This is a genomic window from Pseudomonas sp. UMAB-08, assembly GCF_900095225.1.
In the GTDB taxonomy this organism is placed as follows: Bacteria; Pseudomonadota; Gammaproteobacteria; order Pseudomonadales; family Pseudomonadaceae; genus Aquipseudomonas.
On the sequence record NZ_LT607414.1, the window covers coordinates 434,618 to 450,760 of the forward strand.

Here is a 16,143-nt window from a genome sequence, read left to right on the forward strand (position 1 = left end):
GTGGCTGAGCGAACCACCCAAGGTGTCGAGCAGCAAAATGCCGAAACCGAACTGGCCGCCACGGCGATGCAACAGATGACCACCACCGCCCAAGAAGTCGCACGCAATGCCAGTGATGCCTGTAGCGCCGTGCAGCAAGCCAACCGCGAGGCCCGTCGCGGCGATGATCTGGTGCGTCAGGCCAGCAGCCGCATCGACCATCTGGCAGACGAGATGACTGGCTGCAGTGAGGCGATGCAGCGCTTGCTGCAAGAAAGTGGCGCGGTGGGCCGGGTACTTGAAGTGATCAACGCACTGGCCGAGCAGACCAACCTGTTGGCGCTCAATGCCGCCATCGAGGCCGCACGTGCTGGCGAGCATGGCCGTGGCTTTGCCGTGGTGGCCGACGAAGTGCGCAGCCTGGCCCTGCGAACTCGGGCCTCTACCGAGGAAATAGCCACCATCGTCGAGCAACTGCGCCATGTCAGCGGCGAGGCCTCGCAACGGCTGCAGGGCAGCCAGGAACTGACCCGAGCCAGCGTCGAGCTTACCGCGCAGGCCTCACAAGCGTTGCAGGCGATTAGTGCTGCTGTCTCCACCGTCGAGCACATGAGCCAACAGATCGCCGCCGCAGCTGAGCAACAGAGTGCTGTCGCCGGACAGGTCGGCGACAGCATGGCGCGGGTACGAGCAATCGCCGAACGCAGTGGCACGGCGAGTGCTCATCTGGAAGACGCAGTACGCGAACTGGGACTGGTGGGCAGCACCCTGAATGCCGCAGTAAGCGGTTTTCGCACGTGAATTCGACTCAAAGGCGGCTATGCCGATTTCCTGACGAATGAGCGGTGGTCGTACTGTTCAAGGAGAAAACTCCCTTGCTCTGAAGAGGCTGAGAAAGAAACGCCCGGCACAGGGCCGGGCGTGATGATGCGCGAACGCACAGCACCAAGCGGTGCGTGCGTCATGAGGGTGTCAGCGCTTGAGAAGGTCCAGCGCGACGTCGACAATCATGTCTTCCTGGCCGCCGACCATCCGGCGTTTGCCCAGCTCGACGAGGATGTCGAGGGTCTTCAGGCCATATTTGGCGGCGGCGACTTCGGCGTGGCGCAGGAAGCTCGAATAGACCCCGGCATAGCCCAGCGCCAAGGTCTCGCGATCAACCCGCACCGGACGATCCTGCAACGGACGCACGATGTCATCGGCGGCGTCCATCAGCGTGTAAAGGTCGGTGCCGTGGTTCCAGCCCAAGCGCTCGGCCGCCGCGATGAACACTTCCAGCGGCGCGTTACCGGCGCCCGCGCCCATACCCGCCAGGCTGGCGTCGATGCGGTCGCAACCTTCCTCAACGGCCGTGATCGAGTTGGCCACCCCGAGGCTCAGGTTGTGGTGGGCGTGCATGCCGGTTTCGGTTTCGGGCTTGAGCACAGCCTTGAACGCACGGAAGCGGTCGCGGATGTCCTGCATGTTCATCGCGCCGCCGGAGTCGGCCATGTACACGCAGGTCGCGCCATAGCTTTCCATCAGCTTGGCCTGCGCGGCCAGTTGTTCAGCCGGGATCATGTGGCTCATCATCAAAAAGCCGACCGTGTCCATACCCAGCTCGCGGGCGTATTCGATGTGCTGTTTCGAGACGTCCGCTTCGGTGCAATGGGTGGCGATGCGCACTACGCGGGCACCGGCGTTGTAGGCGGCTTTCAGGTCGTGCACCGTGCCAATACCGGGCAACAACAAGGTGGTGATTTTGGCGTGACTGATCACATCGGCGGCCGCTTCGATCCACTCCAGGTCGGTGTGGGCCGCAAAGCCATAGTTGAAACTTGAGCCTTGCAGACCGTCGCCATGGGCGACTTCGATACTGTCGACCTTGGCCTTGTCCAGGGCGCGGGCAATGTCCTGGACGTTCTGGATCGAGTATTGGTGGCGGATGGCATGGCTGCCGTCGCGCAGGGTGACATCGGAGATGTACAGTTTTTTACCGGGATTAAAACTCATGGCGATTCTCCTTAGGCGTTCAGCATCGACAGCGCCATGCGCTCGGCGGTGGCCAAGGCCGCGGAGGTCATGATGTCGAGGTTGCCGGCGTAGGCTGGCAGGTAATGGGCGGCGCCTTCGACCTCGAGGAAGATCGAGGTCTTGAGGCCCGAGAACGTGCCCAGGCCCGGAATCTTCAGCGGTGCGTCTTCAGGAATGACGTCGAACTGCACCTTTTGCTTGAGTCGATATCCCGGCACATAGGCTTCTACCGCAGCGGCCATTTCTTCGATGGACGCTTCGATCTCAGCCTGGTCGGCGGCTTCGGACAACACAAACACCGTGTCGCGCATCATCAGCGGCGGCTCGGCCGGATTCATCACGATGATCGCTTTGCCCTTGCTCGCGCCGCCGATCACTTCGATGGCTTTGGAGGTGGTTTCGGTGAACTCGTCAATGTTGGCGCGAGTGCCGGGGCCCGCGGATTTGCTGGCAATCGAGGCGACGATTTCGGCGTAATGCACCTTGGCGATACGCGAGACCGCCGCGACCATCGGGATGGTCGCCTGGCCACCGCAGGTGACCATGTTGACGTTGAGCTGGTCGAGGTTCTGCTCAAGGTTGACCACCGGCACGCAGTACGGGCCGATGGCGGCCGGGGTCAGGTCAATCAAGCGGATGCCCGGTTTGATCGACCGCAGGAACGCGTCGTTCTTCACATGAGCACCGGCCGAGGTGGCATCGAACACGAAGTCGATGTCCTTGAATACGTCCATGCGGGTCAGGCCTGCAACGCCTTCATGGGTGATGGCCACGCCCATGCGCTGCGCGCGGGCCAGGCCATCGGAGGCCAGGTCGATGCCGACCATGACCGCCATTTCCAGGTGTTTTGCATTACGCAGAATCTTGATCATCAGGTCGGTGCCGATGTTGCCGGAACCGACGATGGCGACTTTGAGTTTTTTGTTCATGACATAGCTCCAGCCGTGCATGACAGGCCGGTCAATAGGAGCCGGCCCAGAGTGTCTAGGGGTTCTTGGCGGTCTTGCGCAGCACCAGATAAACCCCGATGAAGCCGCTGAGCAGGCCACTGACGAAGCCGCTGATGCCATTGCCCAGCGAGTTATCCAGGATGGTTTGCGGGAACGGCACCAGAAATTGATTGGCGCAGAAAGCCAGAATGGCAGCGATGATGCCGCCGATGATCCCGGCCAGGATCGATTCTTTAAGTACGAAGCCCATACCTTGTCTCCTTATTGTTTTAGAGGCCGTTTCACGCGCGGCTGCCAAAGGCCCGCCAGCGTCAGGTGAAACGCACCGAGCAACTGCCGACGCCGCCGATGGACACCCGTAGGTTGTCGCCCGCCTTCACCGGTATCATCGGACCGAGTGAGCCGGAGAGGATCACTTCGCCGGCCTTCAGCGACATGCCCAGACGCCCCAAGGTGTTGGCCAGCCAGGCCACGGCCACCGCAGGCGAACCCATGGTCGCGGCACCTGCCCCGGTGGCGACGATCTCGCCGTTTTTCTCCAGAACCATGCCACACAACCCAAGGTCCACATCCTGCACCGGCACCAGCCGGTCACTGAGCACGAAAACCCCGCAAGAGGCGTTGTCCGCCACGGTGTCCTGGATCTTGATCTTCCAGTCCTGGATACGTGAGTCGACGATCTCGAAACAGACCATCACGCCCTCAGTGGCGCGCAACACGTCAGCGACGGTGATGCCTGGCCCCATCAGGTCGTGCTTGAGCACGAACGCCAGCTCGCCCTCAGCCTTGGGCTGGATCAACGAGGACGCCGCGATGGCCGCTCCAGAGTTGACGGTCATGGCATCGGTGAGGATGCCGAAGTCCGGCTGACCGACGCCCAGGAGGTTCATTACCGCCTGGCTGGTCACACCGATTTTCTTGCCGACCACACGCTCGCCATCATTCAGACGCAGGGCCATCAGGCGCTGTTGGATCGCATAGGCATGCTCGAGGGTCAGTGCCGGATAACGCTCAGTGAGCGGCGCGATGGCCTCGGCCTTGCGCTGGGCGTTGTACAGGTCGACGCTGATTTCTTGCAGCAACGAATCGTCAATATTCATAGGGGACTCCCGCTCAAATGGGTTCGCTAAGGGCCAGCAGCGCTCGTTCTACCACCTTGGTCTGCTCTTCGACTGGCGCCCGCGCCTGCTCCAGACGACCGAGTTCCATTGAGCTATCGGTGACAAGTCGGCAACGCGCCTCGCGGCGTGCCATGAACCGAGCGAACGTCTGCTCCACGCTGTCAGCCAGTACCAGCTCTTCGGCCAGGACCAATGCGTCTTCGATGGCCATGCCGGCACCGGAGGCCAGTTGTGGGGTGGTGGGATGCGCAGAGTCACCCATCAGCAGGACGCGGCCGCGATACCAGGGCGCCGGCAGGCTGAATATCTCCAGAGGGCGGAAGTTGATCGCCGCGTTATCCTTCTCGCCGAGCGAGTCGCGGATCTCGGCGAGCGCGCCCCCGTAGCTTGCAAGACGGGTAGCCAGTTCACGGTGGAAGTTCGCCGGTTCGATGAACACCTGAGGGGTACGTTCGAGCAGGAACATGTACATATGGGTAGCCGAGACTGGGGTGAAACCGACCTTGTGCGGCCCACCCAGAAAGTAGGTCCGGCGGTCGACGCTGGCCGGGCGCTCGAGAAACAATCGCCAGCAGCTCTGGCCGGTGTACTCGGCCTTGGGTGCATCGGGCATGATCAGCCCGCGCACTTTAGAGAACACACCGTCAGCGCCCAGTACGATGTCGTACCGGTCACGGCTGCCGTCGCTGAAGGTCACGTCCACGCCGCTGTCATCCTGCTCCAGCGCCTCGACAGTGAGGCCCAGACGGATCGGCGTGCCTTTGGCGTTTGCGTGCCGAGCGAGGATGCCATGCAGGGTCGGGCGCATGATGCCTCCGCTGCTTGCGGTCGGACTGTCTGCCGGCATGGGGGTTGCCAGCTTTCTCAGCAGCTCACCCTGGGTGTTGCAGACCTGAATGCCTTCACCGACGTAAGCTTCATCGACCATGTCCGAGTAGACGCCGAGCTGATGCAAGGCGCGCAGGGTCGGCCCAGTGATGGTTAGCCCGGCCCCCAGCGCGCCCCAGTTCGGGTTGATGTCGATCATGTCGACGTCGATACCGATGCGCCGTAAGGTGATGGCGGCAGACATTCCGGCGGTGCCGGCGCCAACTATCAACGCTTTTTTTACTGTCTTGGGCATAGCGAGATTCCTTGTTTTTGTTGTTGTTCGGCTCTTGTTCGAATGCAAAGGAGCGCGTTCAGTCGGCCTTGAGGAAATTCGTCACCAACTGGCAGAAGGCGGCGGCGTGCTCGATCTGGGTCCAGTGACCACAGCGCCCGAAAATATGCAGTTGGCTGTCGTCGATCCATTGCTGCAGGGTCAGCGAGGTGGAAAGCGGGATCACCTTGTCGTCACGGCCGTGAACCAGCAGCGTCTTGTGCCCAATGCCGCGAATCTCGGCCTCGTCATGGGCCATCGCCTCAACCCAGCGCTGGCGCGGTGCAGGGAACATCGCCGCATAGGCTTCCTGGACCCCGGCGCGCTTGCTCGCCTCGTAACGCATGCGCACCAAGTCGTCGCCGACCAACGTCTGGTCGTAGGCGAATATGCGCATGATCGCCCGCATGTTCTCCTGCGTCGGCTCATAGCCCCACACTGCGTCCAGACCTGGGGTGAGTTCAAAAGGCACGCCAACGCTGCCCATCAGGATCAGCTTGTTGATGCGCTCCGGATGGTGGATAGCCAGGGCCAGGGCCATGGAACCGCCGAACGAGTTGCCGATCACGTTGACCTTCTCGACACCCACGGCATCCAGAAAGGCGACCATCTGATCCAGCCAGAGCTGGCGTGAGTAAACGATCTCCTGCGGCGTCTCGGTGAAACCGAACCCGGCCAGATCGGGCGCCAGCAGGCGGAAATCGTTCTTGAGGCTCTGAATGCTCAGGCGCCAGTTGGCCCAGGCACTGACGCCAGGCCCAGAGCCGTGCAGCAGCAGCACAGGCTCACCGCTGCCGACGTCGTGGTAATTGGTCACGATTGAACCGGTCTGAATGCTCTGACCGATTTCGGGATTTTGTAGGCTATTCATCGCTGTTTCTCCGTGTTCAAACGTCGGCACGCCGCCAGACCAGGCGTGCGCTGCGGGCCTGCGGCGTACCTTCTTCAAGACGCGCGCTCAAGGTCAGCGTGCCGTCGGCATTGACCTCGAAACGGCGCTTCTGGGCACCACCGATCCAGTTGGGGAACAGGCTGATATCGACCAGGTGCGTAATAACGTCGCCGTGTACCTCGTAGCGGCCGCCATAGGCCAGCATGCTGGTGTAGGCATTGGCCTTCTCGGCGTCGCTGGCGTTCCACTGACCGCCGGTTTCGAAGTTCAGCCGCTCGGCTTTAGCGATCATGCAGGCCATGTAGCCGCCTTCGGTGTACAGGATGAAACCCTGCAAGTGCTCGCCCATCGGCAGCTCGCGGCGGCCGTCGTCGAAGGCCTGTTCCCAGGAAAGAATTTCCCAGCGACCTACTGGATTAAGGGTGGTTGTCGACATGTGGGTTTTCTCCGCTGATAGCTGCGATTCAAGGAAGGCAGTCACGACCTCGTTGTGTTCGGCCGCACTCTCGAACTGGGCCCAGTGCCCCGTGTCGCTGGCGCAATGGAAGGTGCCGTTCTGTACCTGACGCGCAATGTGCTCGCCGAGGGCCGGCGGTGTGCGATTACGATCACCCCAGTAAACCAGGGTGGGCTGGCTGATCTGCCGGGCCAGTGCGTCGCTCACCAGATGCTTGCGAATGGTGGAACCGGCCAGGTACTCAGCGATGAACACCTGCTGCACGGCGGCCAGCGCGGGTTGGCGATAGAGCGCCTGACGTACCATGACCGCTTCATCGGTGAGCCGCTCCGGTCTGGCCAGAATGCGTGCCATACGGGTGCGCACATTGTCGAAGCTCGGATCGCGCAGCACTTCAAGCGAGCTCGGCAGGTTGCTCGCCCAATCCGGCTCGACATAGCCCTCAATCGCGTCTGCGGCCGGCGTGTAACCCATGGTAGTGGTCAGCACCAGTGCATCGACCCGTTCGGGATGACGCAAGGCCAGTTGCATGGCCACCCAGCCGCCCAGCGACTGCCCTTCGACGAAGGCACTGGCCAGGCCAAGCTGGTCCATCACATCGACCACCTGATCAACCAGATTGGGGATGATTTCGGGGTCGTAGCCCTCAGTCTGCGACCTGCCATGCCAGAGGAAGTCCATGGCGATGACATGGAAGTGCTTGGCCAACTCGGCAATATTCAGCGCGTAGTTTTCCGCATGGCCGCCGGTCCCGTGCAAAAGGATCAGCGCCGGGCCTGAGCCTGCCTCGATGATGCGGGTGCGGTACTTGCCTTTGATCTGACGCACCTGGGTGTGCAGCAGCTCTATCCAATATGGGGTTTGAAGGGTGTTCGATTCGGACACGAAAGATGCTCCTCGAAGCCTGGTGAAGAGGTGCCCTCCACTCTCGCCGAAGCGATGGCGTAGCGGGACACCCGATGAGGAAGCTGCGGGCGTTAGAGCTTCTGTTCCTTGCTTGCGGCAATCGGCCCCTTGAGCGTGCCGTCGGATTTTTCCAGGCCGAAGGTCCATTCAGAGAAGATGTGCGCGATGGCAGCGAAGTCCTGAGCTTCCCATTCGTCCGTCACGACGTCCTCGTCGGCGGCGTATTCCCAGGAACCGCCGAATGGCGTCTGGAAGTACCAGAAGCAGGCCGAGGAAATAGTGTGGCGACCCGGACCGGCGAAGGTCTTCCAGCCCAGCGAGTCGAGATGCTGGCCACCACCGATGACCTCGTGGATGTCGCGCACCTTGAAGGCCAGATGGTTGAAGCGGGTTCCCGGCACCCGCGCGTTCATGAAGAACACGTGATGATGGTTACCGGATGGCGAGCAGCGCATGAACAGACCGCGATTGGCATAGCGGTCGGAAACGATGAAGCCCAAACGTTCAATATAGAACCGCGCGGCCGCGGCCGCGTCGTCCACACCGATGGCGATATGGCTGATCTCGCGTGGCATGGCGACCTTGTAGGCCGCTGCGCGGCGGTTGATGCGGGCCGGCTGACCCGGCGCGTTATAACGGGTCACATCGAAGTGCGACGATTTGCGTTGGGCAATGCGGAAAGCCAGGTTGATTCCCAGGTCGTCGACGCTGTGCAGCACGCCTGCGGCATCGAGCTCGACGCGGCGATCACGGCCCAGGTCCTCGGCCAGCGCCACGAGGGTGGCCTGATCCTCAACGCCCCAGACGATCTCGCACAAGCCGCTGCCACCGCCAATCGGTGTGCGCTCAATGCGCGACAGATCAGCAGCGACGACCTGGACTTCCGAGCCGTCGACTGCGCGAAAGAGCTTCACCTCCGGGTCGGCCGAAGGCACATAGGAAAGCCCCCAGTCGGCAGCGAAACGGCATGCATCGGCAAGATCCTCAACCGCGAACCTGACACACTCGACACCGGTGAAACGAAATGGATTGCCCTTCGTCATGATTGCCTTCTCTATTGTTCTTATCGTTGTTTCGTTGATTGCTCGCTGAAACTTCGCAAGCAGTACGCGTGCTCCAGGAGCGTTCGCGTATTCATTGAGCTCCATCTTAGGGAGCGCTGTTCAGGCGAGCCAGAGGGATTCGGACAAGGCAGATATTCAAGAAGTGCAAGGCTCACGCGGTTCCCTGCTGATGGAGGTGACGCAGCGTTCAAGCGCTTTCATGCAGGATCAAGTACGCCCATTCAGTCCCTCACTGCGGGAACTGAAAGCAAAAAGCCGAGGTGCGGACCTCGGCTTACGGATGAATCACGCGGGCCGTCAGGCAGCGTTGTTCGCCGGTTTGCGCGGGCCGTTGAAAGGTGCCCAGTTCTCCTCGAGCATTTCCATCAGGTAGGCCTGGGCATTGTCCGCATGCAGCGGTTTCTCACGCGGGACCCAATTGTCGTCGTGCTTGTCCATGTCCGCGTCGTACTCGAAGCGACAGCCCAGCGGACCGTCGAAGTACCAGAACCAGTTCGAACCGAAGTTGTGCCGGCCAGGCCCCCAGAAGCTTGGATGACCCAAGTCGCGAAAGCGGTTGCCCGCCTGCATCACTTCACTCGGCCCACCGAGATGAAAAGCCATATGCTCAATGCCCTTGAGCTGCGGCGGGCTCTGGATAAGGAACATGGTGTGATGCTCCAGAGTGCCCTTGGAGCGCATGAACGGCCCGCCGCCGAGACGGTCGTTGACGCGAAACTGCAGGCGGTTGACGTAGAACGCCTCGGCCTTGGCCACGTCCGGCACGAACATCGCGAAGTGCCCCAGGCTACGCACCTGCGGCACAACATCCTGATCGTCAACCCCTACACAATTGATTGATCGCTGCAGCGGCGCACCCGGTGCATTGATCTTCTCGGCCGGCAGGCTGAACTCGCGGCGCCTCGTCAGCTGGAACACCAGTGGGATACCCAGGTCGTCGAGTGCCTCAATGGCACCGTCGGCCAGGCGCTTGACCTCACGGTCCTTGCCCAGTTCGGCAGCGATCTGCTCGAGACTTTGCTGATCGGCGACGCCATAGATGATCTTGCGCGCCTTGTTGGTCGGGCTAAGCGGCGGCGGCAGGCTTGGATCGCTGGCATCGCAGATGATCACGCCGGTGCCGTCCAGGGTTTCGAACAGCAGGCCTTCACGTACCTGCCCTGCGGGCTTCAAACCGAAATCCGTCATGTACTTGGTTGCGACTTCGATGTCGTCCACACCGAAGACCACCGCATCTGGACCGATGATATTCATGAATCGTTACTCCGTTATTCGCGCAGTGCGCTTCATGGGGCGGCGGCAACGCTCGCCCCGGTCGGATCAGGAAGTGATACTGACGTTCTCGCCACGGCGCAGTGCGGCCATGCGTTCGTTCAGCTCACCGTCGACGTAGTACAGCTCGGTGTAGAAACCGATCAGTTCGCGGGTGTCCCAATAACTCCAGCGACAGTTACCGAACGGACCTTCGAAAAACCCGGCCATGGCTTTTTCCAGCCCCTGCTCCTGGTAGTGGCGCTCGGCTTGAGCGTATTCCTCGGCGCTGGACTGGCGGAAACCGATGTGGTGTGGCCCGTAGCCACGGCTGTCTATCCAGTCCTTGTACAGGCTGTTGCCGCCGTCGTGACGGGCCAGCTCGATCAGGGTGTCGCCGGCGAAGCCGTAGGCGCAGCTGAACTGGAAGTCACCGGGTTGTCCACGGTACTCCTTCTGCGTCTGCGCCTTGGCCAGGTCATGGGCGACGTTCCACACTTCGACACCATTGGTCTTGCTCCACAGGGCCATGGCCGCCTCAAGGTCCGGAACGACGAAGCAGATCTGGTCAAATTTGCGGCCAATCAGGTTTTTGGCTATTTCACTCATGTTTTGCTCCAGTATTCACTCTTGAACCACACGAAGGCTGATGGCGCCAGCCGGGCAATCACTGACCAGTTGCTCAAACTCGCCTTTGCGCGAGATATCCACGAAGCGTTGCTTCAGGTGGGCGAGGTTTGCCACGGAGTCCAGTTCAAAGACGTCATCAGCGCCCAGGCACAGGCCATAGCCCTGGCACTTGAGGCTATCGAGGATCACTTCCACTTTTTCGCTCGCCATATCACCGCTCTCTTGTTTTTGTTGTTACAGGAATACGCCGAGGTTGGGCGTCTGCAGCACCGCATGGGTGATCAATGCCCTGCGCTTGAGCAGCTTCAAACCCTCTTCGGTGATGCGCAGCAAGTCGTGGCGGCGGACCGGGATCACATCACCGGGTTCGTCGTGGCCGCGCTGGCGATAGAGGATCATGGCGCTGACCACCGAAATCACATCGGCACGCTCGGTGGCATCCACCAGCACACTACCGACCACGCGCAGCGTGCGTGACGGCGGCACTTCGGCCCAGGCGTGATCGCTTTCCAGGCGGGCGATGCGCGTCTGGATATGCGCCTTGCAATCCTTGATGCGAAACGCGCCATCAGGAAACTCGTCGGCATAGTTGCGCATGGCGATGCGGATCGGCACGTCGTAGTCGATCTCATCGTCGAGCAGCGCGAACCAGTCACGGAAGCGGCGCTCGTCGAGAATGAGCGCTTCACGGGCGAGAAAGTCCTCTGCGACCCCGCGCATTTCATGCAAATTTTTCATCACTCGCATCCCCCTTGGTCATCGCACTGATCGGCAGGTTTACTCGTGCTCTTGCCTTCGGTCATTTCCTTCACCCAGCGGCGCCAGAAACGCTCCTGGCTGTACTCGCCATAGATCGACGGGTGGAACTCACCCGGGCCTTTCCAGTCCGGATCAGGGCCGCCGCGCTTCTGTTGGTAATGCAGGCGCATGCCTTTGGTACGACCCCAAGGGCTGGAAGCGACCTTGGCGATACCTTCCCACACGGCAGTGTCGTCCTGCTCGAAGATGCCGCCAGAGCCAAAGCCAAACTGGCCGGCCATATACGCTTTGGCCTTGAACTCTTCCGGCAGGAAGTCGTACTCCAACTCGTAGTTCCACAGTTCCATCACGCCCGGCGCCACCGGCTGCCACATACGGATGCTGGTGAACGGAACCGGCATTGCACCCGGCACGTCAGGTTGTGGGAAGCGCAGGAAACTGAAGTTCGGGAAGATGGTGCCGATGGTCGGCGGGACCTTCTTGAGCATCTCCAGTTGCACTTCATCCAGTTTGCTCAGATCAAACTGATCGCGGTATTCCTGCGGGTAGCCCCAGAAATCGAACATTGGCGCGATCAGCTCCGGCAGCGCGTGACCAATAAAGCTGTTGCCGTTGCCGAAGTCGTAGCCGCTGGCCAGGCTGCTGACCTGATTGACCCCAGGAATGAACTCCGACAGCGAGGCCGACAAGTGCGCAGTGCTGACGTGATAAGCGTCGCCGCTGAAGTTTTCCGCACCGCTCTTCCAGTCCGCCTTGACCACAAAACGTTCTGGCTCCTTGAGCACCTTCATCCCATCCGGATGCAGGCCGAACAGCGCATCGAACATCCAGGCCGCTCCACCGAGGTATTCGCGCAGCGGCGGCACGTCCTCGCTCAGCGAGGCGAAAACGAAGCCATGGATGGCCTCGATCTTGGCCGCCCGCAACAGGCCCCACTCCTTTTTGTCCAGCGGACCGCCGTAGGCATCTTTGAGGTGTGGCGCGCCGGCCCAATCGCCGTTATTGCGATAGGTCCAGCCGTGGTACGGGCACTTGAAATGCCGGGCATTGCCCTTGTCCTGATGACACAGTTCCGAGCCACGGTGCCGGCAGTGATTGAGCAACACGTTGATCTGATCATCGTCGTCACGGGTGACGATGACCTTATCGATGCCTATGCGGCGCAGTACATAGTCGCCCTTGTTGGGGATCTCCGAGGTATGGGCAACGAAGATCCAGTTGCGGGTGAAGATACGTTCCATTTCCGCACGGAACACGGCGTCGTCGCGAAAGACTTCGACTGGCAGCAGACCTTCGTCCATGCCTTTCGAGACGCGCTCGCAAAGATCGTCCAGGTACTGGTCGGGGTTGCCCGGGTAGATAAGATCGTAATTGATCATTTGAGTTGCTCTCCTCACTACTTATTCTTGTTTGTTTTGAGCCTTTGAGCGGTCCCGGCTAGCGGCCGGTATGCTCCAGTACGGCCATATCCACGTTGCAGGACAAAGACTCCGGTTTTGTTGCCGAACCCTGCTGCGACTTCAACAGGAAGACGGACAACGAAGGCACCAGGACCAGGGCTCCTAACATGTTCCACAGGAACATGAACGCCAGTAACGCCCCCATGTCAGCCTGAAACTTGATGGGGCTTGCCAACCACGTGGAAACGCCGATGGACAGGGTGATGCCGGTCAGCATAACCACCTTGCCGGTAAAGATTAACGAGCGGTAATAAGCCATCGAAAGGGGCTGCCCGGCCTTCATTTGCACCAGCATCACCGACAGGATGTACAGCGCATAGTCGACACCTATGCCGACGCCCAACGCGATCACTGGCAATGTTGCTACTTTCACGCCCATGCCCAAAACGACCATCAATGCCTCAGCCAGTATCGAAGTCAGCATCAGCGGCAATAATGCGACGACGACTGCGCGCCAGGAGCGGAAGGTGATCAGCGCAAGTAACGCGACAATGGCATAAACCAGCAGGTTCATCTGTCGCCACGCATCAGTGACGACCATGTTGGTAGCCGCCTCAATGCCGGCCGTCCCGGCTGCCAGCAGGAATTTCACATCTTCGGTGTTGTTGGCCGAAGCAAACTGTTCGACGTGTTTGACGACCCGCGACAAGGTGGCTGCCTTGTGGTCGGTCAGGTACACGTAGAGCGTCAGCAACGAGCAGCTGTCGTCATAGAGCCCGCGCGGGGCGCTGGCAGTAATCGTGTTGAGCATGTCCTGATTAGGCACAAAGTCGTACCACTTGGGGTTGCCTTCGTTCAGTGCCGCGCTCATGCGTCGGCTCAGCAGGGCTAGGGTATCAGTGCTTTCCACCCCTTCGAGCTGGCGCAACTGCCACTCCAGGGCGTCCACCTTATTCAAGGTCGGTAGCGCAGAACAGTAACCCGCCGAGGTTTTGACCATGATCGCCAGCACGTCGCTGGAAGCACCATAACGGCTGTTCATAAAAGCCATGTCGCGGTTGTAACGGCTGTCCTGGCGCAATTCCGGCGCGCCGGGGTCCAGGTCGCCGATTTGCAGATGGCTGGCAACGATCAACCCGCCGATGGCCAGCAATACACTGACGGCGATTGCACCGATGGCCCAGCGGCGCTGGGTGAAACGGTCGAGCAGGCGCCATACCAGATGCCTGGCCGCCCCGCTCTGCTCGGCGTGTTCGGCGCGCAAGCTGCGCTGTGCGGCACGCGGCGAGACGCCGACGTAGCTGAGGATCACCGGCAGCAGGATCAGGTTGGTGAAAATCAGAATTGCGACGCCAATCGAGGCGGCCAGCGCCAGCTCGCGAATCACCTCGATGTTGATCACCAACAGCACGCCGAAGCCGACTGCGTCGATCACCAGCGCGGCCATACCAGCACCGAACAATCGACGGAAGGTCAAACGTGCGGCCGTTAGCTTGCTGACGCCTCGCCCGACATCCTGCAGGATGCCGTTCATCTTCTGCGAGCCGTGGCTCATGCCGATGGCGAAGACGAGGAATGGCACCAGAATGGAATAGGGATCAAGCGCAAAGCCGAGGGTCGGCAGCATGCCGAGTTCCCAGACCACGGCAATCAACGAGGCAACGACCACGGCAGCGGTGGAGCGCCAGCAGCGGGTAAACCAGTAGAGTACGGCGCTGCTCAGGGCCAGGGTGATGAGGAAAAACAGCAACACGCTACGCACCCCATCGATCAGATCGCCGACCAGCTTGGCGAAACCGGTGACATGCATCTCATAGCCGCGTGCTTCGTACTTGTGGCGTAATTGCTCCAGAGACTCTGCCAGTGCGGCGTAGTCCAGTGCACGTCCTTCGGCATCTTTGGCGAGTAACGGCACGAAGATAGCCGTGGAACGGAAGTCGGTAGCGACCAGGCGGCCGATTTCGCCGGAGCGTGCCAGGTTAGCTTTCAGTTGTTGCAAGCTGGCTGGAGATCCGTCGTAGCCGTCCGGAATCACCGGACCGCCCTCCAGGCCCTCCTCGGTGACACCTGCCCAACGAGTCGACGGCGTCCACAGCGACTTCATCTGCATACGATTGACACCGGGCATCAAGAACAACTCGTCGTTCAACTCACGCAGAGCGTCCATGTACTGTGCGTCATAGACAGTGCCCTTGGGATTGGCCAGAGCAATGCGCACGGCGTTGCCAAGCCCCACCAGGTCTTTCTCATGGGCAGTGAAGTTCTGGATATAGGGATGCCCTTGCGGAATCATCTTTTCGAAGCTCGCAGAGAGCTCAAGATGACGCAACTGGCTGGCGAAGAAGACGGTAAACAGGAAGCACAGCACCACTACGATCAAGCGATGGTTGAATATCGCGCGCTCGACCAGTGAGCCGGAACGGGAGTCGAAATCGGCCATTGGGGCACGTCCTGGCAGAGAGATATTCAGATTCATTTCAGACCCTCCGCGCGCCCATCGAGCCGCAGCGTGGTCAACCCGCGATTACTGAGCAATACAACGTTTTCGGCATTGACCAGCGCGATGCCGTTCAGCGATGGCAAGGCTTGCTGACTCAACTGCACCAGACCGCCATGCTGCAGGCCGAGCATATGACCGGCTTGGGTCACAAGGTAGAGGGAGCCGTCGGCACCGAGGGCGGAGCCGGTGAATGAAGACGCATCGGCGGCCGTGAGACGCTGCCAGGTCGCCCCGTTGTCAGGGCTACGCAACAGGCTGCCTTTAAGGCCGGCGACGACGATATCCCGCTCGCCAGACAGTTCGGCCGTGAACAGACTGCCCTTGTAAGGGGTTTGCAGGCGCTCGAACGTGGTTCCGTCATCTACGGAGCGCAGCACCAGACCGCGCTCCCCAGCCACCAGCAATTCATTGCCGCGTTGGCGAATCGCATACAGGTGCAGTCCGTCAGGATTGTCCAGGCGCCCCATCCAGGAGCTCCAGTTCTGCCCCTGATCCGGCGAAGCGAAGATCATGCCGTACGCGCCGACCACCAACAGGCGACCTTGATTGTCGATCGCAACATCGAGAAAGGGCTTGTCCGGACCTTCGTCCATCAGCAGCTGTGCGCTACCGACCAGCGCAGCATTGTTGTCCGCCTTGGCGGCCTTTAAAGCCAATTGAGCAGCACGCTGGCCGTCCAGGCGCAGCTCCCAGTGCTCGCCACCGTCGCTGCTGGTCAACACCACGCCGCCGTGACCAACGGCAACTCCCTGCTCACCGGCGAAGCGTACGGCCGTGAGGGTCACGCTGACGGGGACGACGCCCTGGTGCCACTGAACGCCGCCATCATCGGACAGTAGCACCATGCCACGCTCGCCCACCGCGACCAGGCGGTTGCTGCCGGTGACGGCAGCGCCCAGCAGGACAGCTTGCTTTGCCTGGTTGGAGACCAAGGCCGTGCGGTGGGCTGGCTCGCCGACCTCGGAGTTCTGCACCGAAGCGACGACGCACATGGAGATTCCACAGAGCATCGCCCCAAGCACGCCGCTGCGCACCTTGTTGGATTTGCGACTCATGGGCATTGCCTCTTGTTGTTGTTTT

General features: G+C 60.9%; 16 protein-coding genes. 1 reads left to right on the forward strand and 15 read right to left on the reverse strand.

What is annotated here, in order from left to right:
- The coding region (locus K0F75_RS25545; RefSeq protein WP_257604233.1) for a methyl-accepting chemotaxis protein at positions 1-780 on the forward strand (780 nt) is incomplete at its 5' end.
- Positions 781-951: 171 nt separating this feature from the next.
- Here K0F75_RS25545 and dmpG read toward each other — a convergent pair.
- The 15 genes from dmpG to K0F75_RS01970 form a co-directional block, all read right to left on the reverse strand.
- Entirely contained in the window at positions 952-1,971 is a 1,020-nt protein-coding gene (dmpG, locus tag K0F75_RS01900) for a 4-hydroxy-2-oxovalerate aldolase (RefSeq protein WP_219060064.1), read from the reverse strand.
- An 11-nt stretch (positions 1,972-1,982) separates the two neighbouring features.
- Entirely contained in the window at positions 1,983-2,921 is a 939-nt protein-coding gene (locus tag K0F75_RS01905; RefSeq protein ID WP_219060065.1) for an acetaldehyde dehydrogenase (acetylating), read from the reverse strand.
- Between the two features lie 55 nt (positions 2,922-2,976).
- The gene (locus K0F75_RS01910; RefSeq protein WP_219060066.1) at positions 2,977-3,192 is read right to left on the reverse strand and encodes a hypothetical protein; all 216 of its coding nucleotides are present in this window, start codon (positions 3,190-3,192) and stop codon (positions 2,977-2,979) included.
- Between the two features lie 61 nt (positions 3,193-3,253).
- On the reverse strand, positions 3,254-4,036 hold the full coding sequence (gene dmpE, locus K0F75_RS01915; RefSeq protein ID WP_219060360.1) for a 2-oxopent-4-enoate hydratase: 783 nt from the start codon (positions 4,034-4,036) through the stop codon (positions 3,254-3,256).
- 19 nt (positions 4,037-4,055) lie between these two features.
- Positions 4,056-5,186 carry an FAD-dependent oxidoreductase gene (locus K0F75_RS01920; RefSeq protein ID WP_219060067.1) on the reverse strand — a complete coding sequence of 377 codons (1,131 nt, stop codon included), beginning with the start codon at positions 5,184-5,186 and terminating at the stop codon, positions 4,056-4,058.
- Positions 5,187-5,244: 58 nt separating this feature from the next.
- Positions 5,245-6,075 (reverse strand): alpha/beta fold hydrolase, encoded by an 831-nt coding sequence (locus K0F75_RS01925; RefSeq protein WP_219060068.1) that lies wholly within the window; start codon positions 6,073-6,075, stop codon positions 5,245-5,247.
- A gap of 16 nt (positions 6,076-6,091) precedes the next feature.
- Entirely contained in the window at positions 6,092-7,438 is a 1,347-nt protein-coding gene (locus K0F75_RS01930; protein WP_219060069.1) for an alpha/beta fold hydrolase, read from the reverse strand.
- Positions 7,439-7,530: 92 nt separating this feature from the next.
- Entirely contained in the window at positions 7,531-8,502 is a 972-nt protein-coding gene (locus K0F75_RS01935) for a VOC family protein (RefSeq protein ID WP_219060070.1), read from the reverse strand.
- 318 nt (positions 8,503-8,820) lie between these two features.
- Positions 8,821-9,777, reverse strand: coding sequence for a VOC family protein (locus K0F75_RS01940; protein ID WP_219060071.1), 957 nt, complete (start codon positions 9,775-9,777; stop codon positions 8,821-8,823).
- A gap of 66 nt (positions 9,778-9,843) precedes the next feature.
- Positions 9,844-10,383, reverse strand: coding sequence for a VOC family protein (locus K0F75_RS01945; RefSeq protein WP_219060072.1), 540 nt, complete (start codon positions 10,381-10,383; stop codon positions 9,844-9,846).
- A gap of 15 nt (positions 10,384-10,398) precedes the next feature.
- Complete coding sequence (locus K0F75_RS01950; RefSeq protein WP_219060073.1) at positions 10,399-10,614, reverse strand: ferredoxin; 216 nt, start codon at positions 10,612-10,614, stop codon at positions 10,399-10,401.
- Positions 10,615-10,638: 24 nt separating this feature from the next.
- Positions 10,639-11,142, reverse strand: coding sequence for an aromatic-ring-hydroxylating dioxygenase subunit beta (locus K0F75_RS01955; RefSeq protein WP_219060074.1), 504 nt, complete (start codon positions 11,140-11,142; stop codon positions 10,639-10,641).
- The gene (locus K0F75_RS01960; protein ID WP_219060075.1) at positions 11,142-12,542 is read right to left on the reverse strand and encodes a Rieske 2Fe-2S domain-containing protein; all 1,401 of its coding nucleotides are present in this window, start codon (positions 12,540-12,542) and stop codon (positions 11,142-11,144) included. The genes K0F75_RS01955 and K0F75_RS01960 overlap by 1 nt, the downstream gene beginning before the upstream one ends.
- Positions 12,543-12,600: 58 nt before the next feature.
- Positions 12,601-15,039 (reverse strand): RND family transporter, encoded by a 2,439-nt coding sequence (locus tag K0F75_RS01965; RefSeq protein WP_219060076.1) that lies wholly within the window; start codon positions 15,037-15,039, stop codon positions 12,601-12,603.
- Positions 15,036-16,118: a YCF48-related protein gene (locus K0F75_RS01970; RefSeq protein ID WP_219060077.1), complete on the reverse strand. Its 1,083-nt coding sequence runs from the start codon at positions 16,116-16,118 to the stop codon at positions 15,036-15,038. Before K0F75_RS01970 ends, K0F75_RS01965 begins: the two co-directional genes overlap by 4 nt.
- Positions 16,119-16,143 lie beyond the last annotated feature (25 nt).